At 68.1% G+C, this 22,043-nt stretch carries 21 protein-coding genes and 1 pseudogene; 15 read left to right on the plus strand and 7 right to left on the minus strand.

The annotated features are described in order from the left end of the window. Nucleotides 1-2 precede the first annotated feature (2 nt). The gene (locus MZV50_RS21700; protein ID WP_252631406.1) at nucleotides 3-3,083 is read left to right on the plus strand and encodes an efflux RND transporter permease subunit; all 3,081 of its coding nucleotides are present in this window, start codon (nucleotides 3-5) and stop codon (nucleotides 3,081-3,083) included. 34 nt (nucleotides 3,084-3,117) lie between these two features. Here MZV50_RS21700 and MZV50_RS21705 read toward each other — a convergent pair whose 3' ends face one another. Further along, nucleotides 3,118-3,807, minus strand: a complete 690-nt coding sequence (locus MZV50_RS21705; RefSeq protein WP_252631408.1) for an arylesterase — start codon at nucleotides 3,805-3,807, stop codon at nucleotides 3,118-3,120. Between the two features lie 75 nt (nucleotides 3,808-3,882). Between MZV50_RS21705 and MZV50_RS21710 the strand changes: the two genes are divergently transcribed. Then, entirely contained in the window at nucleotides 3,883-5,223 is a 1,341-nt protein-coding gene (locus tag MZV50_RS21710; RefSeq protein ID WP_252631409.1) for a PQQ-dependent sugar dehydrogenase, read from the plus strand. Nucleotides 5,224-5,232: 9 nt separating this feature from the next. On the opposite strand, the gene MZV50_RS21715 is transcribed toward MZV50_RS21710, so the two are convergent. Then, nucleotides 5,233-5,865 (minus strand): TetR/AcrR family transcriptional regulator C-terminal domain-containing protein, encoded by a 633-nt coding sequence (locus tag MZV50_RS21715; protein ID WP_252631411.1) that lies wholly within the window; start codon nucleotides 5,863-5,865, stop codon nucleotides 5,233-5,235. 82 nt (nucleotides 5,866-5,947) lie between these two features. Here MZV50_RS21715 and tet point away from each other — a divergent pair, with 82 nt between their 5' ends. The 4 genes from tet (at nucleotide 5,948) to MZV50_RS21735 (ending at nucleotide 10,526) form a co-directional block, all read left to right on the plus strand. Then, nucleotides 5,948-7,174 (plus strand): Tet(A)/Tet(B)/Tet(C) family tetracycline efflux MFS transporter, encoded by a 1,227-nt coding sequence (tet, locus tag MZV50_RS21720; RefSeq protein ID WP_252631413.1) that lies wholly within the window; start codon nucleotides 5,948-5,950, stop codon nucleotides 7,172-7,174. A gap of 39 nt (nucleotides 7,175-7,213) precedes the next feature. Continuing rightward, nucleotides 7,214-8,665 carry a carotenoid oxygenase family protein gene (locus MZV50_RS21725; RefSeq protein ID WP_252631414.1) on the plus strand — a complete coding sequence of 484 codons (1,452 nt, stop codon included), beginning with the start codon at nucleotides 7,214-7,216 and terminating at the stop codon, nucleotides 8,663-8,665. A gap of 99 nt (nucleotides 8,666-8,764) precedes the next feature. Continuing rightward, nucleotides 8,765-10,147: a flavin-containing monooxygenase gene (locus MZV50_RS21730; RefSeq protein WP_252631415.1), complete on the plus strand. Its 1,383-nt coding sequence runs from the start codon at nucleotides 8,765-8,767 to the stop codon at nucleotides 10,145-10,147. Between the two features lie 127 nt (nucleotides 10,148-10,274). Next, nucleotides 10,275-10,526: a DUF2164 domain-containing protein gene (locus MZV50_RS21735; protein ID WP_252631416.1), complete on the plus strand. Its 252-nt coding sequence runs from the start codon at nucleotides 10,275-10,277 to the stop codon at nucleotides 10,524-10,526. On the opposite strand, the gene MZV50_RS21740 is transcribed toward MZV50_RS21735, so the two are convergent. After that, on the minus strand, nucleotides 10,523-10,819 hold the full coding sequence (locus tag MZV50_RS21740; protein WP_252631417.1) for a helix-turn-helix domain-containing protein: 297 nt from the start codon (nucleotides 10,817-10,819) through the stop codon (nucleotides 10,523-10,525). The two genes, MZV50_RS21735 and MZV50_RS21740, sit on opposite strands and share 4 nt — an antisense overlap. Then, nucleotides 10,816-11,160 carry a type II toxin-antitoxin system RelE/ParE family toxin gene (locus MZV50_RS21745; RefSeq protein WP_252631419.1) on the minus strand — a complete coding sequence of 115 codons (345 nt, stop codon included), beginning with the start codon at nucleotides 11,158-11,160 and terminating at the stop codon, nucleotides 10,816-10,818. The genes MZV50_RS21740 and MZV50_RS21745 overlap by 4 nt, the downstream gene beginning before the upstream one ends. A gap of 160 nt (nucleotides 11,161-11,320) precedes the next feature. Between MZV50_RS21745 and MZV50_RS21750 the strand changes: the two genes are divergently transcribed. The 9 genes and pseudogenes from MZV50_RS21750 (at nucleotide 11,321) to MZV50_RS21790 (ending at nucleotide 20,006) form a co-directional block, all read left to right on the plus strand. Then, on the plus strand, nucleotides 11,321-12,781 hold the full coding sequence (locus tag MZV50_RS21750) for a flavin-containing monooxygenase (RefSeq protein WP_252631420.1): 1,461 nt from the start codon (nucleotides 11,321-11,323) through the stop codon (nucleotides 12,779-12,781). Nucleotides 12,782-12,833: 52 nt separating this feature from the next. Next, complete coding sequence (locus MZV50_RS21755; RefSeq protein ID WP_252631421.1) at nucleotides 12,834-13,469, plus strand: TetR/AcrR family transcriptional regulator; 636 nt, start codon at nucleotides 12,834-12,836, stop codon at nucleotides 13,467-13,469. 99 nt (nucleotides 13,470-13,568) lie between these two features. After that, nucleotides 13,569-14,692: pseudogene (locus MZV50_RS21760) on the plus strand (alpha/beta hydrolase). A 148-nt stretch (nucleotides 14,693-14,840) separates the two neighbouring features. After that, nucleotides 14,841-15,833, plus strand: a complete 993-nt coding sequence (locus MZV50_RS21765; protein ID WP_252631424.1) for an NADPH:quinone oxidoreductase family protein — start codon at nucleotides 14,841-14,843, stop codon at nucleotides 15,831-15,833. Nucleotides 15,834-16,057: 224 nt separating this feature from the next. After that, on the plus strand, nucleotides 16,058-16,192 hold the full coding sequence (rpmH, locus tag MZV50_RS21770; protein WP_004622337.1) for a 50S ribosomal protein L34: 135 nt from the start codon (nucleotides 16,058-16,060) through the stop codon (nucleotides 16,190-16,192). A gap of 93 nt (nucleotides 16,193-16,285) precedes the next feature. Continuing rightward, entirely contained in the window at nucleotides 16,286-16,750 is a 465-nt protein-coding gene (rnpA, locus tag MZV50_RS21775; protein ID WP_252631426.1) for a ribonuclease P protein component, read from the plus strand. A 7-nt stretch (nucleotides 16,751-16,757) separates the two neighbouring features. Next, the gene (gene yidC, locus MZV50_RS21780; protein WP_252631427.1) at nucleotides 16,758-18,611 is read left to right on the plus strand and encodes a membrane protein insertase YidC; all 1,854 of its coding nucleotides are present in this window, start codon (nucleotides 16,758-16,760) and stop codon (nucleotides 18,609-18,611) included. After that, entirely contained in the window at nucleotides 18,611-19,300 is a 690-nt protein-coding gene (gene yihA / locus MZV50_RS21785) for a ribosome biogenesis GTP-binding protein YihA/YsxC (RefSeq protein ID WP_252631428.1), read from the plus strand. Before yidC ends, yihA begins: the two co-directional genes overlap by 1 nt. A gap of 226 nt (nucleotides 19,301-19,526) precedes the next feature. Beyond that, nucleotides 19,527-20,006 carry an ASCH/PUA domain-containing protein gene (locus MZV50_RS21790; RefSeq protein WP_223391692.1) on the plus strand — a complete coding sequence of 160 codons (480 nt, stop codon included), beginning with the start codon at nucleotides 19,527-19,529 and terminating at the stop codon, nucleotides 20,004-20,006. A gap of 141 nt (nucleotides 20,007-20,147) precedes the next feature. Here the strand turns inward: MZV50_RS21790 and MZV50_RS21795 are convergent, their stop codons facing one another. The 3 genes from MZV50_RS21795 to cydB form a co-directional block, all read right to left on the minus strand. After that, entirely contained in the window at nucleotides 20,148-20,600 is a 453-nt protein-coding gene (locus MZV50_RS21795) for a chemotaxis protein CheW (RefSeq protein ID WP_223391693.1), read from the minus strand. 151 nt (nucleotides 20,601-20,751) lie between these two features. After that, nucleotides 20,752-20,871: a cytochrome bd-I oxidase subunit CydX gene (cydX, locus tag MZV50_RS21800; RefSeq protein ID WP_223391694.1), complete on the minus strand. Its 120-nt coding sequence runs from the start codon at nucleotides 20,869-20,871 to the stop codon at nucleotides 20,752-20,754. A gap of 12 nt (nucleotides 20,872-20,883) precedes the next feature. Then, nucleotides 20,884-22,035: a cytochrome d ubiquinol oxidase subunit II gene (cydB, locus tag MZV50_RS21805; protein WP_252631429.1), complete on the minus strand. Its 1,152-nt coding sequence runs from the start codon at nucleotides 22,033-22,035 to the stop codon at nucleotides 20,884-20,886. Nucleotides 22,036-22,043 lie beyond the last annotated feature (8 nt).

Here is a 22,043-nt window from a genome sequence, read left to right on the forward strand (position 1 = left end):
CGATGCGCAACATCTCGTCCTGGGCGATCAAGAACCCGATCCCCGTCATCCTGCTGTTCCTGCTGCTGACCATCGCCGGCATCGCCGGCTTCCGCAGCATGCGGATCAACAACAATCCCGACGTCGACCTGCCGATCGTCGTGGTCACCGCCGTGCGCCCCGGCGCCGCGCCCAGCGAGCTGGAGACCCAGGTCACTCGCCTGATCGAGGACTCGATCGCGGGCCTCGGCCAGGTTCGCCACACCCGCTCGACCGTCGTCGACGGGGCCTCGACCACGGTCATCGAGTTCGAGCTGGGCGTCGACCACGAGCGCGTCACCAACGACGTGCGCAACGCCATGTCCAACCTGCGCGGCTCGCTGCCGCAGGACATGCAGGAGCCGATCGTCACCCGCGTCGACATCTCGGGCGATCCGCTGATCACCTATGTCGTCCGGGCCCCGACCATGACGCCCGAGCAGCGCAGCTGGTTCGTCGACAACGACGTCAGCCGCGCCCTGCTGGCCATCAAGGGCGTCGGCGAGGTCAATCGCCAGGGGGGCGTCAGCCGTGAGATCGAGGTCGCCCTCGACCCCGACCGCCTGGCCGCCCAGGGCGTCACCGCCGCCGCCGTCAGCCAGGCCCTGGTCTCGTCCAACGCCGACCTGCCCGGCGGCCGGGTGACCATCTCGGGCGCCGAGCGCGCCATCCGCACCCTGGGCGCGGCCGGCTCGGTCGAGCAGCTGCGCGAAACCCGCGTGCCGGTCTCGTCGGGCGGCGGCGCCGTGCGCCTGGCCGACCTGGGCCAGATCACCGACCATTGGGCCGAGCCCCGCTCGCGCGCCCGCTACGATGGCCAGGAAGTCGTGACCTTCAACATGGTCCGCTCGCGCGGCGCCTCGGAGGTGCAGACCGCCGAGAAGGTCCGCAAGGCCGTCGAGCAGCTGGACAAGGAGCATCCCGAGCTTGAGATCCGCGAGATCACCTCGAACGTGAAGTACATCGAGGAGAGCTACGTCGCCTCGATGGAAGCGCTGATCATCGGCGCGGTCCTGGCCGTGCTGGTGGTGCTGCTGTTCCTGCGCGACTGGCGCGCCACCCTGCTGGCGGCCGTCGCCATTCCGATGTCGCTGCTGCCGACCTTCGCCGTCCTGGCGCCGATGAACCAGTCGCTGAACGGCGTCACCCTGCTGGCCCTGTCGCTGACCGTGGGCATTCTCGTGGACGACGCTATCGTCGAGATCGAGAACATGGTCCGCCACATGCGCGGCGGCAAAAGCCCCTACGCGGCGGCCATGGAGGCGGCCGACGAGATCGGCCTGGCGGTCGTGGCCACCACCTTCACCATCGTGGCGGTGTTCGCGCCCGTGGGCTTCATGCCCGGCATCATCGGCCAGTTCTTCAAGGCCTTCGCCCTGGCGGCCTGTATCTCGGTGCTGTTCTCGCTGGTGGTCGCCCGCCTGCTGACGCCGCTGATGGGCGCCTACATGCTGAAGGCCGACGCCAAGCACGAGGACAAGGACCCGCCTTGGATGGGTCCATATCTGAAGAGCCTGAACTGGGGCCTGAACAATCGCTGGAAGGTGCTGGCGATGGGCATTCCGATGTTCGTCATCTCGATCTTCCTGGCCACCCGCCTGCCGTTCGAGTTCCAGCCCCAGGCCGACCGCGGCCGCGCCGAGTTCTCGATCGAGCTGCCGCCGGGCGCCACCCTGGACGAGACCGACGCCGTCGTGCAGCGCGTCACCCGCGAGCTGATGGCCCGCAAGGAAGTGGTCGGGGTCTACGCCTCGGTCGGCGGCAACGCCGTCAACAAGGGCGAGCTGACCGCCGACCTGACCGACAAGGGCCAGCGGATCAGCCAGCAGCAGTTCAGCCGCCAGATGGTCGACCAGTTCGCCGCCATCCCCGGCGCGCGGATCGGCGCGGGCAGCAACAACGGCGGCGGTCCGTCCAGCGGCGGCAGCTACACGCTCAGCCTGCTCAGCGACAACGGCCCGGCCCTGGAAGCGGCGGCCCGCCGCGTCGAGGCCGAGATGCGCGGCGTTCCCGGCCTGGCCCACGTGGTCAACACCGCCTCGATCGCCCGTCCCGAGATCGTCGTGACGCCCAAGCCCGACCAGGCCGCCCGCGCCGGCGTCTCGGCCGGGGCGATCAGCCAGGCCGTGCGCGTGGCGACGATCGGCGACGTCGACCAGAACCTGCCCAAGTACAATCTGGGCGACCGCCAGGTGCCGATCCGCCTGCGCCTGGACCAGAACGCCCGCGAGGACATCGCCGTCCTGCAGACCCTGCAGGTGCCCTCGGCCACCGGCTCGGTGCCGCTGAACGCGGTGGCCGATGTGCGCTTCGGCGCCGGTCCCTCGCAGATCGACCGCCGCGACCGCTCGCGCGTGGCCACCATCACCGCCGAGCTGGACGGCATCGTCGTCGGCGAGGCGGCCAAGCGCGTCCACGCCCTGCCCTCGGTCAAGAACCTGCCGAACGGCGTCAAGGAAGTGGCGGCCGGCGACACCGAGTTCATCGCCGAGATGGTCAGCGGCTTCCTGGGGGCGCTGATCACCGGCATCCTCCTGATGTACGTCGTGCTGGTGCTGCTGTTCCGCAGCTTCGCCCACCCGATCACCATCATGGTGGCCCTGCCCCTGGCCATCGGCGGCGCCTTCGGCCTGCTGGTCCTGGCCAAGTCCAGCTTCTCGATCTCGACCCTGATCGGGATCCTGATGCTGATGGGCATCGCGGCCAAGAACTCGATCCTGCTGGTCGAGTACGCGATCATGGCCATGAAGGAACACGGCATGGACAAGCGCACGGCGATCATCGACGCCGCGCACAAGCGGGCCCGGCCGATCCTGATGACCACCGTGGCCATGGGCGCGGGCATGCTGCCCACCGCCATCGGCCTGGGCGCCGAGGTCGAGTTCCGCGCTCCGATGGCCATCGCGGTCATCGGCGGCCTGATCACCTCGACCCTGCTGTCGCTGCTCTACATCCCGGTGGTCTTCATCCTGATGGATGGCCTCAAGACCCGCTCGGAACGACTGATGGGCCGCATCTTCGGCGGCCACCACCACGTGGCGGCCAAGAAGTCGATCGTGGAGTAAGATCCTCCCCCGCAACGCGGGGGAGGATCTGCCTCTAAGCCCTCAGCGCCTGGGCCACCACCGGGGCCAGGCGTTCGGCGATGATCCTCGCCCCCTCGGCGTTGGGGTGGATGCCGTCGCGCTGCATGAAGCGCGAGACGCCGATCACGCCGGTGAAGAAGTCCGGCGCGTAGAACACGCCCTGCTCGCGCGCCACGTCCGGATAGATCTGGGTGAAGCGGCGGGCGTAGTCGACGCCCAGCAGGGCCGGAGCCTTCAGCCCCGCCAGCACCACGCGGATGCCGCGCGCCTTCAGGCGCTCGACGATGGCCCGCAGATTGGCCTTGGTCCGCGTGGGATCCAGCCCCTGCAGCAGGTCGTTGCCGCCCAGGGCCACGACACAGACCGAGGTCTCGGCCGGCACCTGGTCGACGCGGGCGAGGCCGCCGAAGGTGGTGTCGCCCAGCACTCCGAAGCCATGCACGCGGGCGGGGGCGCTCATCCGGTCCAGCGCCGCTTGCAGCCGGGCGGGCATGGCCAGGTCCGAGGCCAGGCCGATGCCAGCCGTGATCGAGTCGCCCAGCACCGTGACCAAAGGCGGCGGTGGGGGCGGCGGCGGCTTGGGCGCGGCCTTCCGGCGCGTGGCCGCGAATGCGACGCCCGGCGAGGCGACGGCCACGAGGCCCGCCAGCAGGCGACGACGATCAAGGGCTTCGACGAAAACGCGGGACTGAAACTTCACCATGGTCAAACCGTGTCACTACCAGAACACATAGTAGGCCCCGCGCGTTAAACGCGGGCTGAATGGGAGAAGCGCCGCATGAGACGCCGGTTTCGCGAAATCTTGATCGTCGGCGTCGCCCTGACGACGGTCGTGACGGCCCTGGCGGCCTGCGGCCAGAGCAACGGCCAGCAGAACAGCGCCGTCGGCTACGGCCCCAACCCCGCCCTGCCCGAGCCGAAGCGGACTCTGATCCCGACCGTGAAGGTCTCGGAGGTCGTCGGCTGGCCGGCCGGCGTCACGCCCCAGGCCCCGGCCGGGTTCCGCGTCCAGCCGTTCGCCACGGGCCTGGACCATCCACGCTGGCTGCTCGTCCTGCCCAACGGCGACGTGCTGGTCGCCGAGAGCAACGCCCCGCCCAAGAAGGAGCCGCCGCACGGGATCAAGGGCTTCTTCGAGAAGATGCTGATGAAGAAGGCCGGGGCCGGCGTGCCCAGCGCCAACCGCATCACCCTGCTGCGCGACGCCGACCACGACGGGATCGCCGAACTGAAGACGCCCTTCCTGACCAACCTCTATTCGCCGTTCGGCATGGCCCTGGTGGGCGACACCCTGTACGTCGCCAACGCCGACGCCATCGTCGCCTTCCCCTATGTCGCCGGCGAGACCCGGATCACCGCCGCGCCGCGCAAGGTGACCGACCTGCCGGGCGGGCCGATCAACCACCACTGGACCAAGACCATCATCGCCAGCCGCGACGGGACCAAGCTCTACGCGACCGTCGGCTCCAACAGCAATGTCGGCGAGAACGGGCTTGAGAACGAGACCGATCGCGCCGCGATCCTCGAGGTCGACCTGGCCACGGGCGGCAAGCGCGTCTTCGCGTCGGGCCTGCGCAATCCCAACGGCATGGGCTGGAACCCGGCCGACGGCCAGCTGTGGACCACGGTCAACGAGCGCGACGAACTGGGTAACGACCTGGTGCCCGACTACATGACCTCGGTGCGCGAGGGCGGCTTCTACGGCTGGCCCTACAGCTATTTCGGCCGCCACGTCGACAAGCGGATCAAGGACAAGGATCGCCGCCCCGACCTGGTCGAGCGCGCCATCGTCCCCGACTACGCCCTGGGCGCCCACACCGCCTCGCTGGGCCTGACCTTCTACGAAGGCGAGAGCTTCCCGGCGAAGTATCGCGGCGGCGTCTTCATCGGCCAGCACGGCTCGTGGAACCGCAAACCGCAGGCCGGCTACAAGGTGGTCTTCGTGCCGTTCTCGGGCGGCAAGCCGTCCGGGCCGGTCGAGGACTTCTTGACCGGCTTCCTCGACAAGGACGGCAAGGCCCAGGGCAGGCCGGTCGGCGTGACGGTGGATGCGTCCGGCGCGCTGCTGGCGGCGGATGATGTGGGGAATGTCGTGTGGCGGGTGAGCGCGGCCAGATAACCCCTCTCTCTAAGAGGGAGGAAGTCGCGCCTGCGCCAACTCCACCTCCGCGCCCTTCACGATTAGGTCCAGGCCGCGCTCGAACAGCGCCTCGTGACCGCCTTCGCGATAATGGGCGATCGCCTCGCCCAGGGCGGGATAGGCGCGGGCGGCCTCGTCCAGCCGCGCCTGCTCGGCCGAGCCGCTGATCGGCGAAGTCTGCTCCTCCAGCACGCAGCCGACGACGAAGCGGCTGACGGCCACAAACAGCTGCAGGGCCGCGCCAGGCGAAAACCCCGCCGCCGCCAGATGCAGGATCTGGGCCTCGACATGGTCCAGGTCGTCGGGCGCGGCCTCGGTGCCGGCATGGACCCGCGCCCCGTCGCGATAGGACAGCAGGGCGGCGCGAAAGCTTCGGGCGTTGCGGCGCAGGAAGTCCTGCCACGTCTCGCCCGGCCGAGGGGTCCGCGCGTCCGAGGCCCGCGCCAGGATCTCGCCGTTCAGGGCGTCCAGCAGGGCCTGCTTGTTCTTGAAGTGCCAGTAGAGGGCCGGCTGGCGCACACCCAGGCGGTCGGCGATGACGCGGGTCGACAGGGCGTCGACCCCGACCTCGTTGAGCAGCTCCAGCGCCGTCTCCAGGATGCGCCGGCGATCGACCTTCATCGTGTTCCCATCTGAATCGGCTTGACCTGACGGCCGATCCGGACTTTATCGCCGATAAGGAACTTTATCGATGATAAATTTTATGACCCGCCTGTTCGCCGACCGTTCGAAGGCCGCCTTCGGCCTGATCCTCGCCACCGTCGCCCTGGACGTCGCGGGCCTGGGCCTGGTGATGCCGATCATCCCGCGCCTGCTGCGCGAGGTCGGCCACACCGGCGACCTGGGCTGGCGGTTCGGGGCGTTCCTGGGCCTCTACGCCCTGATGCAGTTCCTGTGCGCCCCGGTGCTGGGGGCGATCAGCGACAAGGTCGGCCGCCGGCCGGTGCTGCTGGTGTCGCTGGCCGGCGCGGCGATCGACTATGTGTTCATGGCGCTGGCCCCGACCCTGGCCTGGCTGTTCGTCGGCCGCGCCATCGCCGGGATCACCGGGGCCAACATGGCCGTCGCCCAGGCCTATATCGCCGACATCACCCCCGAAGCGCAGCGGGCTCGCCGCTTCGGCCTGTTCAGCGCCATGTTCGGCATCGGCTTCATCCTGGGCCCGATGCTGGGCGGCCTGCTGGGCGGGTTCTGGGTGCGGGCGCCGTTCCTGGCCGCCGCGGCCCTGAACGGTGTCAACCTGCTGATGGCCCTGTTCCTGCTGCCCGAGTCGCACACGGCGCGGAAAGCCGGCCCGATCGATCGCGCGGCCTTCAACCCATTCGCCGCCCTGCGCTGGGCCGGCGCCTTCCCGGCCCTGCTGCCGCTGCTGGTCGCCTTCTCGATGCTGACCATCGTCGGCGAGGTCGGCGGCACGATCTGGGTGCTGTACGGCGAGGACAAGTTCGCCTGGGATCCCTGGACCATCGGCTTCTCGCTGGCCGGCTTCGGCGTCTTCACCGCCCTGACCCAGGCCTTCGTGGCCGGCCCCCTGGCCGAGCGCTTCGGCGAGCGCAAGGCCCTGACCTTCGGCATCCTGTGCGACGCCTTCGCCTATGTCGCCATCGCTTTGGCGACCAAGGGCTGGATGGCCTTCCTGCTGCTGCCGATGTTCTGCCTGGGCGGCGTTGGCCAGCCGGTGATCCAGTCGCTGCTGTCGCGCCAGGTCGGCGAGGACCAGCAGGGCCGCCTGCAGGGCGTACTGGCCAGCCTGGCCAGCCTGTCCTCGATCATCGGCCCGGTGGTGATCGCCCAGGTCTATTTCGCCAGCCGGGGCTGGTTCCCCGGCCTAGTCTGGACGGCCGGCGCGGCCCTGGGCCTGCTGTGCCTGCCGGTGCTGCTAAGCAGGCCGGCCAATGGACCCCAAGGGAAACTTGCACAACAAGACTGACCGGTTCTAGGCTGCCCTTCGACGAGGAGGACGCCGCCCATGAAAGTCGACCGCTTGCCCAAGGTGCGGACCTCGCTGTCGCCGACCAACCACCCGTACATGACCGGCGCCTGGACGCCGCTGCACGAGGAGGTCAACGCCTGGGACCTGACGGTGCTGGAAGGCGCCATCCCCACCGACCTGGACGGCGTCTACCTGCGCAACACCGAGAACCCGGTCCACGACCCGCTCGGCCGCTACCACCCGTTCGACGGCGACGGCATGGTCTGCCAGATCGAGTTCAAGGACGGGGCGGCGACCTACCGCAACCGCTTCATCCGTACACGGTGCTTCGAGGCGGAGCAGGAGGTGGGAGCCAGCCTGTGGGGCGGCCTGATGGACGGCCCTGGGACCTCCAAGCGCCCCGGCTTCGGGGCCCATGGGTCCTTGAAGGACACCGCCAGCACCGACATCGTCGTCCATAACGGCGAGGCCATCGCCACCTTCTACCAGTGCGGCGAGGCCTATCGCCTGGATCCCTTGACCCTGGAGACCCTGGGCGTCGCGGCCTGGGCCCCGCTGGAAGGCGTCTCGGCCCACCCGAAGGTCGACGAGGCCACGGGCGAACTGATGTTCTTCAACTATTCCAAGGCCTGGCCGCACATGCACTACGGCGTGGTCGACGCCAGCGGCAAGCGCACGGTGTACCAGCCCGTGCCCCTGCCCGGCCTTCGCCTGCCGCACGACATGGCGTTCTCCGAGCACTGGGCGATCCTCAACGATCTGCCGGTGTTCTGGGACCAGGACCTGATGGCCCGCGACATCCACGCCGTGCGCCTGCACAAGGGCCTGCCCAGCCGCTTCGCCCTGGTCCCGCGACAGGGCGGCGAGCCGCGTTGGTTCGAGGCCGCGCCGACCTATGTCCTGCATTGGCTCAACGCCTACGAGGACGGCGACGAGGTGGTGCTGGACGGCTACTTCCAGGAGAACCCGATCCCGCGCCCGCTGGACAGCGCCCCCGACGGCCATGGCCACCTGATGGCCTATCTGGACGAGCACAGCTTCCGGCCCAAGCTGCACCGCTGGCGCTTCAACCTGAAGACCGGCGAGACGACCGAGAAGCACCTGGACGACCGGATCCTCGAATTCGGCATGTTCAATCAGAAATACGCCGGCAAGCCCTATCGCTATGCCTATTCGACCACGTCCAAGCCGGGCTGGTTCCTGTTCAACGGCTTCGTCAAGCACGACCTGGAGACGGGTCAGAGCTGGTCGATCGACCTGCCCGACGGCGTCTACGCCAGCGAGGCGCCGTTCGCCCCACGCATCGGCGCCAAGGACGAGGACGACGGCTACCTGATCAGCTTCCTGATCGACGAGACCAAGGGGACGTCCGAGTGCGCGATCGTCGACGCCCAGTCGTTCGCGATCGTCTGCCGCATCGCCCTGCCCCACAAGCTCAGCAGCGGGACGCACAGCGTCTGGGCGGGCCGCGAGATGCTGCGGGAATAGTCGGCTTCCCCAACGGCCGCTTGCCGCCCCGCATAACGCCGGTATGCTCACCTGAACAACGATAAGTCAGGGATGGGTGGAGACATGTCGAAGGTCCCCATGGGCAGGCTCCCGAAGGCGTGCGTCATCGGCGCGGGCTGCAGCGGCTTCACCACGATCAAGCGGCTGAAGGACTACGGCGTCCCTTACGACTGCTTCGAGATGTCCGACGAGATCGGCGGCAACTGGTACTACAAGAACCCCAACGGGATGTCGGCCTGCTACGAGAGCCTGCACATCGACACCAGCAAGTGGCGGCTGGCGTTCGAGGACTTTCCGGTCCCCAAGGACTGGCCCGACTTCCCGCACCACGCGCAGCTGTTCCAGTACTTCAAGGACTATGTCGACCATTTCGGCCTGCGGCCGACCATCACCTTCAACACCCGGGTCGAGAGCGCCAGACGCACCGACGACGGCCTGTGGTCGGTGACCCTGTCGACCGGTGAGACGCGGCTCTATGACGTACTGTTCGTCTGCAACGGCCACCACTGGGACCCGCGCGTGCCCGAATATCCGGGCGAGTTCGACGGCCCAGCCTTTCACGCCCACGCCTATAGCGACCCGTTCGATCCCGTGGACATGCGCGGCAAGAACGTCGTGGTGGTCGGCATGGGCAATTCGGCCATGGACATCGCCAGCGAGCTGGCCCAGCGGCCGATCGCCAAGACCCTGTGGGTGTCGGCCCGGCGCGGCGTCTGGGTGCTGCCCAAATATATGAACGGCAAGCCCTCGGACAAATCCGCCATGCCGGCCTGGATGCCCAAGGGGCTGGGCCTGAAGCTGGCGCGCTCGGTGATCAAGAAGACCATCGGCAAGATGGAGGACTACGGCCTGCCCAAGCCCGACCACGAGCCGCTGGAGGCCCACCCGTCGGTCTCGGGCGAGTTTCTGACCCGCGCCGGCTGCGGCGACATCAAGTTCAAGCCGGCGATCAAGGTGCTGGAGGGCAAGCGCGTGCGCTTCGCCGACGACAGCGTCGAGGACGTCGACGCCATCGTCTTCGCCACCGGCTACAAGATCAGCTTCCCGTTCTTCGACGACCCGGCCCTGAAGCCCGACGCCGACCACCGCTTCCCGCTGTTCAAGCGCATGATCAAGCCGGGCGTGCCGAACCTGTTCTTCATGGGCCTGGCCCAGCCCCTGCCCACCCTGGTGAACTTCGCCGAGCAGCAGGCGAAACTGGCGGCCGCCTATCTGGTCGGCAAGTACGCGCCGCCCTCGGACGCCGAGATGGCGAAGATCATCGCCAAGGACGAGGAACGCCACCTCGGCCAATTCTACCAGGCGGCCCGGCACACCATCCAGGTCGACTTCAACGTCTACTGCGCCGACCTGAAGAAGGAGATCGCCAAGGGCGAGACGCGGGCGCGCGCCGCTGGAGGAAAGCTGCCGGTGGCGGCGCTGGCGGAGATTAAGACGGAACCGCTGCTGGCCCCCACCTGATCGCTTCGCGATCGTCCGCCCCCGGAAGGGGCGGAAGGTGACGCGGCGTCCTTCTTCCCCCTCCGGGGGAGGAGCGCCGTAGGCGCGGAGGGGGCAAGTGCGCTACCTCTCCCGCAAAGGAGCCCCCATGCCCAAGATCATCTTCGACAAGGACACCCGCGCCAAGCTGATCGGCGGGCTCTCGGATTACATGCGGACCGAGCTGGATCTGGAGGTGAAGGGTTTCGACGCCGAGTTCCTGCTGGACTTCATCAGCGAGCGGCTGGGCCCCTACTACTACAACCAGGGCCTCCACGACGCCTCGGCCCTGTACCGCGAGAAGCTGGAGGCGATCACCGAGGCGGTGTGGGAGATCGAGGTCCCGGTGAAGGGGCTCTAAGCCGAGGCCAGCGCCCGTTCCACCGCCTCGGGTTCGCGATCGATGACGGTCAACAGGATGCGGGCGCTGGCTTCCGGCTTGCGGCGCTTTTGCTCCCAGTCCGTGACCGTTGCCTTCGGAAAGCCGAAGCGCGCAGCGAATTCCGCCTGGGTCAGCCCCAGTTTCGTCCGGATGGCCTTGACGTCCACCTCGCCGGGAACGTGGACGCGGTAAGTCGCCGGATCGGCCCGGTCTTCGGCGATGGCCAAGGCGTCGTTCAGGCCATCCATGATGCGGCTGAAGTTCTTACTCATGATCTTTTCCTCGCATAGGCGTCTCGGAGCAGGCTCGTCACGCTCGACATGGCTTTGACTTCCGCGGCGGAGAAGTTCGCTCGGGATCCTTTCGCCAGGACGGCGATCAGGAAGATCGGCATGTCCAGGCCGCCAAAGAACGTCACGACCCGGTAGCCGCCCGACTTTCCCTTCCCTTTTCCCGCGACGCGAACCTTACGGCAGCCGCCCGAACCCTGGATGAGATCGCCCTGCTCGGGGTCGCCGGAAATCGAGAGCACAGCCGCCGTCATCTCCGCTTCCGTCATGCCCTCGGCCTTGGCCTGAGCCAGGAAAGCAGCGGTCATGGCGACGGTGTGCATGGCTGGATGGTGCGGCATTGCCGTATGCATGACAAGTAGAAAATACGGCAATGCCGCACAAGCAGCTTCCCCTCGCGTAAACATTGACCTCCCCCGCCACGGGCGCATGCTTCCTGAACAACGATAAGTCGCTGGTCAGCCGGCGACGGGAGGAAGCTCGATGGCCGACGGTTCCGCCGTTCCCGCCCGTACGCGCGCGCCCGATCCCGCCCTGCCCAGGGTCTGCGTCATCGGCGCGGGCTCGTCGGGGATCGCGACCTGCAAGCAGCTCTTCGAGGCCGGCATACCGTTCGACTGCTTCGAGGCCTCGGACCGGGTCGGCGGCAACTGGGTGTTCCAGAACCGCAACGGCATGAGCAGCGCCTATCGCTCGCTGCACATCAACACCAGCCGGGACAAGATGGCCTATTCGGACTTCCCGATGCCGGCCGACTATCCGGACTATCCGCACCACAGCCACATCGCGAAATACTTCGACGACTATGTCGACCACTTCGGCTTCCGCCAGCACATCACCTTCCAGTGCGCGGTGACCTGGGCCAAGCGGCGTGAAGACGACCCCATGGCGGGCCTCTGGGAGATCACGCTGGAGACCGGCGAGAAGCGGCTCTACGACGCCCTGTGCGTCGCCAACGGCCACCACTGGGATCCCCGCTGGCCCGAGCCCCGGCCACCCGGCCAGTTCGACGGGCTGGAGATGCACAGCCATTACTACATCGACCCCACGACGCCGCACGACCTGCGCGGAAAGAAGGTGGTGATCGTCGGCTTCGGCAATTCGGCGCTCGACCTGGCCTGCGAGCTGGGCCGGCGCGAGAACACCGACGGGGTCTGGCTGTCGGTGCGCCGGGGCTATTGGGTGGTGCCGCGCTACTTCGGCAACGAGGTCCTCGACCACTTCAACAACCACCCCAGCCAGGACCCGCCGCTGCTGTCGCGGATCCTGCCGCCCCGGATGGTCGCGCGGATGCTGGAAAAGAAGATCGCCGCCGTGCACGGCCGGCCCGAGGACCACGGCCTGCCCAAGCCCGACCACGACTTCGGCGCATCGCACCCGGCCATCAGCCACGAACTCTACAACCGCATCGGCTCGGGCGACGTGACCATCAAGCCCGACATCGAGCGCTTCGCCGGAAGCCAGGTGATCTTCAAGGACGGCTCGGTGGTCGAGGCCGACGCGGTGATCTGGTGCACCGGCTACAAGATCACCTTCCCGTTCTTCGACACCCTGACCATCGACGCGCCGGACAACGACATCGCCCTGTGGAAGCGGATGATCGATCCGCGCTTCGACAACCTGTTCATGGTCGCCCTGGTCCAGCCGCTGTGCGCGATGATGCCGATCGCCGAGGAGCAGTCCAAGCTGATCGCCGCCTATCTGATCGGCCGCTACGCCCTGCCCGATCCGGCGACCATGGCCGACGAGCGCGACGCCATGCACCAGGCGGTGAAGTCGCACTACGTCGCCTCGGCCCGGCACACCATCCAGATCAACTGCGGGGAATACGCCTACGACCTGCGCAAGGAGCTGAAGCGGGGCGTGAAGCGGGCGAAGGCCAAGGGAAACCCGCTGCCTATCAAACCACGCGCCGCGAAAGTCTTGCGTGTTGCCGCGGAGTAAGGCTGTGATCATGACGGGGCGTCACGAACGTCCCGCTCTTGAGTCGCGGCCCATGTCGAATATCGCCTATTTCCCCAAGCCCCACGTCGACCAGCGGCCGGGAAAGCGGGAGCGGACCAAGACCGCCAACCGCCAGGCGATCCTGGACGCCGCGCGCGAGGTGTTCGGCGAGCTGGGCTATGACGCCGCCACGGTGCGCGACATCATCCGCCGCACGGGTTTGGCCTCGGGCACCTTCTACAACTACTACAAGTCCAAGGAGGAGGTGTTCGACGCCCTGGCCGACGACGGCGCCCGCCGCTTCCGGCCGCTGCTGCGCGAACAGTCCGAAAAGGCCACCGACTTCGAGAGCTTCCTGCGCGGGGCGATCCTGGCCTATTTCGATTTCCTGGCCGTCGAGCAGGAGAGCTGGCGCCTGAACCGCCCGGCCGGCGAGCAGATCCCGCACGCCCGCGCCACGCCCGAGATCGTGGCCGTGTTCGACGAGGTCCGCGAGGCCTTCGCCCGCGTGCTGGAGCACGAACATACGCCCAAGGTCGACCTGGACTACCTGACCAGCGCCTGCATCGCCGTGGCCCGCGAGATCGGCGACAAGATGCTGGAGCGCCGCCCCGTCGACACCGAGGGCGCGACGGACTTCGCGGTCAAGCTGATCCTGGGCGGCCTGCCGGCCTTGCCGAGGCTGTAGGCTTTGATGTCCACAGCCCCTCAACCCGATTTTCCCGGCGAAAGCCGGGACCCAGATCGAACCCACGAGCGCCTGGAAAGCTGGCGGGGAGCATCTCGGATCTCCCAAACCGCCCAGGCTGAATCTGGGCCCCGGCTTTCGCCGGGGAGACGGGTCATAACCAGAGAACATCGGGAGCACGCATGGCAGACGCCCAGAAGACTATCCTGAAGCTGATCCTGTCCCTGCCCAGCCCGGTGTTGCGGGCCATGTCGGGCGGAGGCGTGGTGTACAAGGGCGGCCGCACCCTGGACCCGCGCTTCCAGTTCTTCGCCCACGCGGCCAAGAAGCTGCCGCCGATGTCCAGCCTGTCGCCGGCCGAGGCCGTGGCCGGCAGCGCCCGGGGCCTGGCCGCCGTGCAGGGGCCGCTGGAGCCGGGCGTGCGCACCGAGAGTCTGTCGATCGAGGGCCCTAACGGCGCGATCCCCTGCCGCGCCTATCGCCCCGAGAACCAGGACAGCGCCGCGCCGCTGATCGTCTACGCCCACATGGGCGGCGGGGTGATCGGGGACCTGGAGACCTGCCACGCCTTCTGCTCGGTGCTGGCGCGGATCGTCCGCACGGCGGTGATCTCGGTCGACTATCGCCTGGCCCCAGACCACAAGTTCCCGGCCGGGCTGGAGGACGTGCTGGCCGCCTATCGCTGGGCGCGCGACAACACCGCCCGCTTCGGCGCGGCCTCGGCGCCGCCGGCCATCGGCGGCGACAGCATGGGCGGCAACTTCGCCGCCATCGTCGCCCAGGAGATGAAGCGGACCGGCGAGCCGCAACCGGCGGCCCAGATCCTGATCTATCCGGCCGTCGACGTCGCCAGCGAGACGCCGTCGATGACCACCTATGCCGACGCCTATCCGCTGACCCGCGCGACCATGGACTGGTTCATGGGCCACTATATGGGCGCCGACGCCGACCCGGCCGATCCGCGCGTGTCGCCCGACAAGACCGAAGACCTCACGGGCCTGGCCCCCGCCGTCATCGCCACCGCCGGCTTCGACCCCCTGGTCGACCAGGGCGAGGCCTACGCCAAGCGGCTGAAGGCGGCCGGCGTCCCGGTGCTCTACCGCTGCTACGACAGCCTCGCGCACGGCTTCACCGCCTTCACGGGGGCGATCCCGGCGGCGGATTCGGCTTGCCGGGAGATCGCCGGGCTGGTGAAGGAAACTTTCGACCAGTGGGTCGACTGATGCGCGCCCCTTTTCTCCCTTCCCCCTTCGATGGGGGAAGGGCAGGGATGGGGGTGACGCCGCCTGACGATTTCGCGCGGCCGAGCCGCATGCTGAAAGGCTGTCACCCCCAACCCCAACCCTTCCCCCATCAAAGGGGGAAGGGGGCATGACAGCGACCACCATGCGCGCTCTCGTCGTCGAGGCCCTGGCGCCCGACTTCGCCGGCTGCGCGGTCCGCGAGGTCGCCACGCCCGCCCCCGGTCCAGGCGAGGTCCTGGTCCGCGTCCGCGCGGCCAGCGTCAACTTCCCCGACCTTCTGATGACGCGCGGCGAATACCAGTTCAAACCGCCCCTGCCCTTCACGCCGGGCCTGGATCTCGCCGGCGAGGTCGCGGCCCTGGGCGAAGGCGTCACGGGCCTCCAAGTAGGCGAGGCCGTGGTCGGCGGGGCGCGGCTGGGCGGGTTCGCCGAGTACGCCGTGCTGCCGGCCGAGGGCCTGCGCCCCAAGCCCGCGCGGCTGTCGTTCGCCCAGGGCGCCGCCTATGGCGCGGCGTACCTCACGGCCTATGTCGCCCTGGTGCGCCGCGCCCGGCTGGAACCGGGCGAGTGGGTGCTGGTCCACGGCGCGGCCGGCGGGGTGGGCCTCGCGGCCGTCGACCTGGCCAAGGCGCTGGGCGCGCGGGTCATCGCCGCCTCGGCCTCGGACGACAAGCTGGCGGCCATCCAGGCGCTCTACGACGTCGACGCGGTCGTGAACGTCACAGATGGCTTCCGCGAGCCGGTGAAGGCGATCACCGGCGGCCGGGGCGCGGACGTGATCTACGATCCCGTCGGCGGCGACGTGTTCGACGAAAGCGTCCGCTGCATCGCCTTCGACGGGCGGCTGCTGGTGATCGGCTTCACCTCCGGGCGGATCCCGACGGTGTCGGTCAACATGCCGCTGATCAAGGGCTTCTCGGTCATGGGCGTGCGGGCTGGCGAATACGGCCGCCAGTTCCCCGAGAAGGGCCGCCAGAACGCGCAGGCGGTGTGGCGGATGGCGGACGAAGGGATGATCTCGCCGCACGTGCATGCCGAGGTTCCGCTGGACCGGTGGCGCGAGGCGTTCGGGCTGCTCAGCGAGCGGAAGGTGGTGGGCAAGGCGGTGATTACGCCGTAGGGCCCCCTCCGGGCCTGCGGCCCTCCTCCCCCGGAGGGGGAAGACCGGGTGACCGCGATCCTTCTTCCCCCTATGGGGGAGGAGCGCGAAGCGCGGAGGGGGCCAGTATCTAACCCTCTGAACCGACTCAGGTTGACATCCCGCGCCCGTTCTTTTATCCACCGCCCCTCACTCGCGGAGCCCATGGCCTCGCGTTCAACGTTTTTGCATTTCGGAGCCACGTCGTGAAGCGCACCTTCCAGCCGTCGAAGCTCGTGCGTGCCCGCCGTCACGGCTACCGCGCGCGTATGGCCACCAAGAACGGCCAAAAGGTCGTCGCGCGTCGCCGCGCCAAGGGCCGCAAGCGCCTGACCGCCTAATTTCTCTTCCTCCCTCGGGAGGTAAGACGATGATCAAAGCCGCCTTTTCCACAGACCTGGCTCCAGGTTCTCGCCGGAAAGGCGGCTTTTTTCATGGCTGAAGCCCCGCAAGCCCTGACGTTCGAGCGCCTGAAGAAGCGCCCCGACTTCCTGCTGGCCGCCAAGGCGCCGGCCCTGTCGCGCGGCGCGGTCTTCATCCAGATGCGCCAGCGGGCCGACCAGGATCCGACCGTGCGGGTCGGCTTCACCGCCACCAAGAAGATCGGCGGCGCCGTCGAGCGCAACCGCGCCAAGCGCCGCCTGCGCGAGGCCGCGCGCCTGGTCCTGCCCCTTCATGCGCGCCCCTCGCACGACTATGTGTTCATCGCCCGCGGGGGCACAGGGACCCGCGAATGGGGGCGTTTGCTTGACGACGTCAAAACCGCGCTGATAAGCCTCGCCGCCGAGTACGATCGGGCGGGACCCAGAGTCCCGCGACCGTCGTCCGGCGCCCATTCTACCGACCAAGTGGCCGAAGCCGCCTCTTCCCAACAACCCGATCTCAAAGTTTCCGGTTAAGCGCTCCATGCAGAACGACAACAAAAACACGCTGATGTTCATCGTCAGCGCGTTCGCGATCCTGATCGGGTACCAGTTCTTCGTCCTGGGTCCGCAGCAGAAGAAGGCCGAGGCCGAGGCGCGCGCCAAGAAGGTCGCCGAAGCCAAGGTCGCCGCCACGCCCGGCGTGACGCTGGACGCCAACGGCAACCCCGCCCCGCTGCGCCTGTCGCGCGACGCCGCCAAGGCCCAGAGCCCGCGCATCGTGGTCGACACCCCGGCGCTCTCGGGCTCGATCGCCCTGAAGGGCGCGCGGATCGACGACCTCTTCCTGCGCAAGTACGCCGAGACGATCGACAAGAATTCGCCGCCGGTCGAGCTGTTCCGCCCCGAGGGCGCCGAGCACGCCTGGTTCGCCGATTTCGGCTGGGCCGGCGCCAACCTGCCGGGCCTGCCCGACAGCCGCACCGTCTGGACCGCCGCGCCGGGCCAGGTGCTGCGTCCCAACTCGCCGGTCACGCTCACCTATGACAACGGCATCGGCCTGACCTTCACCCGCATCATCGCCGTCGACGATCAGGCGATGTTCACGGTCACCGACAGCGTCAAGAACAACGGGACCAACGGCCTGCAGCTGGCCCCCTACGCCACCGTCCAGCGCCAGGGTATCACCGACCACCTGGGCAAGACCCAGATTGTCCACGAAGGCGCCATCGGCGTGCTGGGCTCGGGCAAGGACCAGAAGCTGGAACTGGCCAAGTACCAGAAGTGGAAGAAGGACAAGCCGCTCACGACCTTCGACTCGGTCGGCGGCTGGGCCGGCATCACCGACAAGTACTGGCTGGCCGCCCTGATCCCCGGCCAGGACCAGACGATCAAGGCCCAGTACCGCGTCACCCAGGCTGGCGGCGCCGACATCTACGACGTCAATTTCGTCGGCCCGACCCAGGCCCTGAACCCGGGCGCGACCCTGACGCAGAAGACCCGCCTGTTCGCCGGCGCCAAGACCGTGCCGCTGCTGCGCAAGTACGAGTACAACGGCCAGGCGCCCGCGTGGTGGAAGTTCTGGGACAGCCGCAAGGCCGAGATCCCGCGCTTCGACTGGGCCGTGGACTGGGGCATGTTCTCCATGTTCACCCGTCCGATCTTCAACATCCTGGAGATCTTCTATCGCCTGGTCGGCAACTTCGGCCTGGCCATCATGCTGCTGACCGTCGTGCTCAAGCTCATCCTCTATCCGATGGCGGACAAGAGCTATGAGAGCATGGCCAAGATCAAGAAGATCCAGCCCGAGGTCGAGAAGCTCAAGGCCAAGCACAAGGACGACCCGGCGAAACAGCAGCAGGAAATGATGCAGCTGTACGCCAAGGAGAAGATCAACCCGATGATGGGCTGCCTGCCCATGCTTGTGCAGATCCCGGTCTTCTACTCGCTGTACAAGGTGCTGACCGTCACCATCGAAATGCGCCACGCGCCGTTCTTCGGCTGGATCCACGACCTGTCGTCGCGCGATCCGACGACGATCTTCAACCTGTTCGGCGCGATCCCGTGGGATCCGGCGACGGCCCCGCTGATCGGCGGCATCCTGGGCACCACCCTGCACATCGGCGTCTGGCCGCTGCTGTACGGCTTCACCATGTGGCTGACCACGGCGATGAACCCGCCGGCCGGCGACCCGATCCAGCAGCGCATCTTCCAGCTGTTCCCGATCATCTTCACCTTCACCCTGTCGCAGTTCGCGGTGGGCCTGGTGATCTACTGGTGCTGGAGCAACATCCTGACCATCATCCAGCAGTACATCATCATGCGCCGCTACAAGGTCGAGAACCCGATCGACAAGATCATCGCTCGCCTGCAGGGCAAGCCCGCCAGCGCGACCTGATGAGCCAGGACCCGATCCTTCCCCCCACGGGCGCCCCGGACTTCTCGGACAACAGCCAGTTCTCCGAGGAGCAGATCGAGACGGCGCGGGTGTTCTTCGCCCAGCCGGTCTCGTTCATCATGGGCGCGGTGCGCATGGACGCCATGCCGCCGGCCGACCTGCCGGAAGTGGCCTTCGCCGGCCGCTCCAACGTCGGCAAGTCCAGCCTGATCAACGGCCTGGTCGGACAGAAGTACCTGGCCCGCGCCTCGAACGAGCCGGGCCGCACGCGGGAGATCAACTTCTTCCTGCTGGCCGAGCAGGTGCGGTTGGTCGACCTGCCCGGCTACGGCTTCGCCCGCGTCTCGCGCTCGATCGCCGACAAGTTCCAGGACCTGGGCCGGGCCTATCTGCGCGGCCGCCCGAACCTGAAGCGCGTCTACGTCCTGATCGACGCCCGCCATGGCCTGAAGAAGGTCGACCTGGAGGCGCTGGACGCCCTGGACGTGGCGGCGGTCAGCTACCAGATCGTCCTGACCAAGGCCGACAAGATCAAGCCGGCCGAGGTCGACAAGGTCGTCGCCGACACGCTCAAGGCCATCGCCAAGCGCCCCGCCGCCTTCCCCCGCGTGCTGGCCACCTCGTCCGAGAAGGGCCTGGGCATGCCGGAACTGCGGGCGGAAATCGTGCGGCTGTGCATCGACGAGTAGACAAAGATCCGCTTCCCCGGCGAAAGCCGGGGCCCAGATCGACCCCACCAGCTCTCGCCGAGTTGGCTGGGACGCATCTCGGATCATCCCAAACCGCTCAGACTGAATCTGGGCCCCGGCCTTCGCCGGGGAAACGGTTTTGGGGATATGTTTGAGCTGTTAACCCTGCGCTAGGTTCCGCCCGTCAGAACCGCCCGCTTCCCGTTCCGTAGAAAAGTCCGCCGCCATGAACCGCCACGAACTGAAGACCTGGCCCAAGTATTTCGCCGCCGTGCGCTCGGGCCAGAAGCGCTTCGAGATCCGCCGCAACGACCGTGAGTTCGCGGTCGGCGACATCCTGGTGCTGCGCGAGTTCGATCCGGCCACCGACACCTATACCGGCCAGGCCGAGGAGCGGCAGATCACCTTCCTGCTGTCGGAAGAGGATTATGGCGGCGTCATCCACGGCTTCGTGGCCATCGGCTTCGGCGACGTCGCCCCGCATCCGGACGCGGCCGCCGAGGTCACGGCCGAGCAACTGGCCGACTGGCACGAGACCGCCGCCTCCAACGCCGCTCTGCGCGGCCAGGAGGCCCGCAAGGTCTCGGAGAGCTACGCGGCCAGCAACATGGGCGTCGCCCGCGACCGTCACGCCGCCGTGGCCGACGCGGCCGAAGCCGAGGCCGGCTTCCACGCCGCCGCGGCGCGGATCGTGCGCAAGGGCTGAGTTTCCGAAGATCCTCCCCCGTGATGCGGGGGAGGTGGCCCAAAGGGCCGGAGGGGGCTATTGCGGCTCAGGTCCAGCTCGCCCCCTCAGTCGCTCCGCGACAGCTCCCCCGTGTCACGAGGGAGCATCTATAAGCCGGCCTTACGCCGCTTCGCTGATCTGGGCCGGGAACACGTCGTCCATGCGCAGATAGGTGATCAGGCGGTTTTCCATCGAGATGATGGCCTGGATGTAGCGCAGCTCTTCGACGCCGACGTCCGGGGCCGGCTGCAGGCTGTCGCGCGGCACGGTGAAGGTTTCCGACACGGCGTCGACCAGGATGCCGGCCAGGCGGTCCTGGCACTCGACGACCACGATCACGTGGCGGGTCTCGGGGATGGTAACGCCCAGGCCCAGGCGGTTGCGCAGGTCGATGACCGGCATGATCGCGCCGCGCAGATTGATGACGCCGCGCATGTAGGCCGGGGCGTGCGGGATCGGGGTGGCCGGGGTCCAGCCGCGGATCTCGCGCACCGTCTTGACGTCGATGCAGAACTCCTGCTCGCCGATGCAGAACGAGATCAGCTCCAGCGCGGGCGCGGTGTTGTCGGTCATGGTGGTCCCCGGGTCGAACTTGGCGCCCGGAGCCGCGTTCGGCGCGCTCCTAGGGCTGGATGCCAGAAGAGCGCGAGCCCTCTTTAACAAGCGTTAAGCCAAAGCCCCGAAAGGCGCGCCCGATTGTCGCGCCCCCTCATTTTGAGTCGGCTCAGGGCTCCGAGAGCCCCTCGTCGCCCTCGTCCGACAGGTTGAACTCGTACCAGACGCCGTTCAGCACGCCGAAGGCGACGGCCAGGCCCAGGCCGAGGATCCAGGTGAAGTACCACATGCTCTGACCTCCTCAGTACAGGTCGGGGTTGGTGGCGAGGGCGCCGGTGGTGCTGCGCCCCCACAGGACTTTGTAGACCCAGGCCGTGTACAGCAGGATCAGCGGCAGGAAGACCGCCGTGACGATCAGCATGACGAACAGGGTCAGGTGGGTCGACGAGGCGTTCCACACCGTCAGGCTGGAGCGCGGGTCGAAACTGCTCGGCAAGATGAACGGGAACATCGACAGCCCCACGGTGCCGACGATGCCGACGGCCGAGGCCGACGAGCCGCCGAACGCCGCCCAGGCCTTGTTGAACCGCAGGCCGTAGAGGGCCAGGGCCGCGCCGGCGAAGCCCAGGATCGGCGCGATCATCATCCAGCCGTGGCGGCCGTAGTTGTCCAGCCAGGCGCCGGGGGCCCGCACGGCGGCGGCGCCGCGCAGCGGGTTCGACGGCCCGGCCGCGTCGGCCAGCCCCTCGATCCGGAAGCCCAGCCCGCCGAACGCGACCCAGAAGCCGCCGGCCGCGAACAGCACGATGCTGGCCAGGGCGGCGATCTCGCCGAACAGGCGGGCCCGCTCGGTGACCGGCCCCTCCTCGGCCTTGAGGGTCAGCCAGGCCGCGCCGTGCAGCACCAGCATAGCCACCGACAGCAGGCCGCATAGCAGGGCGAACGGCGAGAACAGGCCGATGAATGAGCCCTCGTAGAAGGCCCGCAGGTCGCTATCCAGGCGGAAGGGCGCTCCTTGCAGCACGTTACCCAGGGCCACGCCGAAGCACAGCACCGGCACGAAGCCGCCGACGAACAGCGCCCAGTCCCAGAACCCGCGCCACCGCGGATGCGGCCGCTTGGAGCGATACTTGAAGCCCACCGGCCGCAGGATCATCGCCGCCAGCACCACGAACAAGGCCAGGTAGAAGCCCGAGAAGCTGATGGCGTAGGCGAACGGCCAGGCCGCGAACAGCCCCGCCCCGCCGACGATGAACCACACCTGGTTGCCTTCCCAGGTCGGGCCGACGGTGTTGATCACCATGCGCCGCTCGGCGTCGGTCTTGGCGACGAAGGGCAGCAGGGCCCCGACGCCCATGTCGTAGCCGTCGGTCAGGGCGAAGCCGATCAGGATGATCCCGATCAGGGCCCACCACAGGACCCGCAGGGTGGCGTAGTCGATAGGGAGTTCCATCTCTGTCT

Source organism: Caulobacter segnis (genome assembly GCF_023935105.1).
Lineage (GTDB): Bacteria > Pseudomonadota > Alphaproteobacteria > Caulobacterales > Caulobacteraceae > Caulobacter > Caulobacter segnis_B.

Bases quoted from the DNA above. Each gene is read 5' to 3' on its own strand.
- MZV50_RS21765 (WP_252631424.1), top strand. From the start codon at position 14,841: ATGACAGCGACCACCATGCGCGCTCTCGTCGTCGAGGCCCTGGCGCCC.
- MZV50_RS21735 (WP_252631416.1), top strand. From the start codon at position 10,275: ATGCCCAAGATCATCTTCGACAAGGACACCCGCGCCAAGCTGATCGGC.
- cydB (WP_252631429.1), bottom strand. From the start codon at position 22,035: ATGGAACTCCCTATCGACTACGCCACCCTGCGGGTCCTGTGGTGGGCC.
- MZV50_RS21750 (WP_252631420.1), top strand. From the start codon at position 11,321: ATGGCCGACGGTTCCGCCGTTCCCGCCCGTACGCGCGCGCCCGATCCC.
- rnpA (WP_252631426.1), top strand. From the start codon at position 16,286: ATGGCTGAAGCCCCGCAAGCCCTGACGTTCGAGCGCCTGAAGAAGCGC.
- MZV50_RS21730 (WP_252631415.1), top strand. From the start codon at position 8,765: ATGGGCAGGCTCCCGAAGGCGTGCGTCATCGGCGCGGGCTGCAGCGGC.
- yihA (WP_252631428.1), top strand. From the start codon at position 18,611: ATGAGCCAGGACCCGATCCTTCCCCCCACGGGCGCCCCGGACTTCTCG.
- tet (WP_252631413.1), top strand. From the start codon at position 5,948: ATGACCCGCCTGTTCGCCGACCGTTCGAAGGCCGCCTTCGGCCTGATC.
- MZV50_RS21715 (WP_252631411.1), bottom strand. From the start codon at position 5,865: ATGAAGGTCGATCGCCGGCGCATCCTGGAGACGGCGCTGGAGCTGCTC.
- MZV50_RS21725 (WP_252631414.1), top strand. From the start codon at position 7,214: ATGAAAGTCGACCGCTTGCCCAAGGTGCGGACCTCGCTGTCGCCGACC.
- MZV50_RS21740 (WP_252631417.1), bottom strand. From the start codon at position 10,819: ATGAGTAAGAACTTCAGCCGCATCATGGATGGCCTGAACGACGCCTTG.
- MZV50_RS21700 (WP_252631406.1), top strand. From the start codon at position 3: ATGCGCAACATCTCGTCCTGGGCGATCAAGAACCCGATCCCCGTCATC.
- MZV50_RS21755 (WP_252631421.1), top strand. From the start codon at position 12,834: ATGTCGAATATCGCCTATTTCCCCAAGCCCCACGTCGACCAGCGGCCG.
- MZV50_RS21795 (WP_223391693.1), bottom strand. From the start codon at position 20,600: ATGACCGACAACACCGCGCCCGCGCTGGAGCTGATCTCGTTCTGCATC.
- MZV50_RS21705 (WP_252631408.1), bottom strand. From the start codon at position 3,807: ATGGTGAAGTTTCAGTCCCGCGTTTTCGTCGAAGCCCTTGATCGTCGT.
- MZV50_RS21745 (WP_252631419.1), bottom strand. From the start codon at position 11,160: ATGCACACCGTCGCCATGACCGCTGCTTTCCTGGCTCAGGCCAAGGCC.
- MZV50_RS21790 (WP_223391692.1), top strand. From the start codon at position 19,527: ATGAACCGCCACGAACTGAAGACCTGGCCCAAGTATTTCGCCGCCGTG.
- cydX (WP_223391694.1), bottom strand. From the start codon at position 20,871: ATGTGGTACTTCACCTGGATCCTCGGCCTGGGCCTGGCCGTCGCCTTC.
- MZV50_RS21710 (WP_252631409.1), top strand. From the start codon at position 3,883: ATGAGACGCCGGTTTCGCGAAATCTTGATCGTCGGCGTCGCCCTGACG.
- yidC (WP_252631427.1), top strand. From the start codon at position 16,758: ATGCAGAACGACAACAAAAACACGCTGATGTTCATCGTCAGCGCGTTC.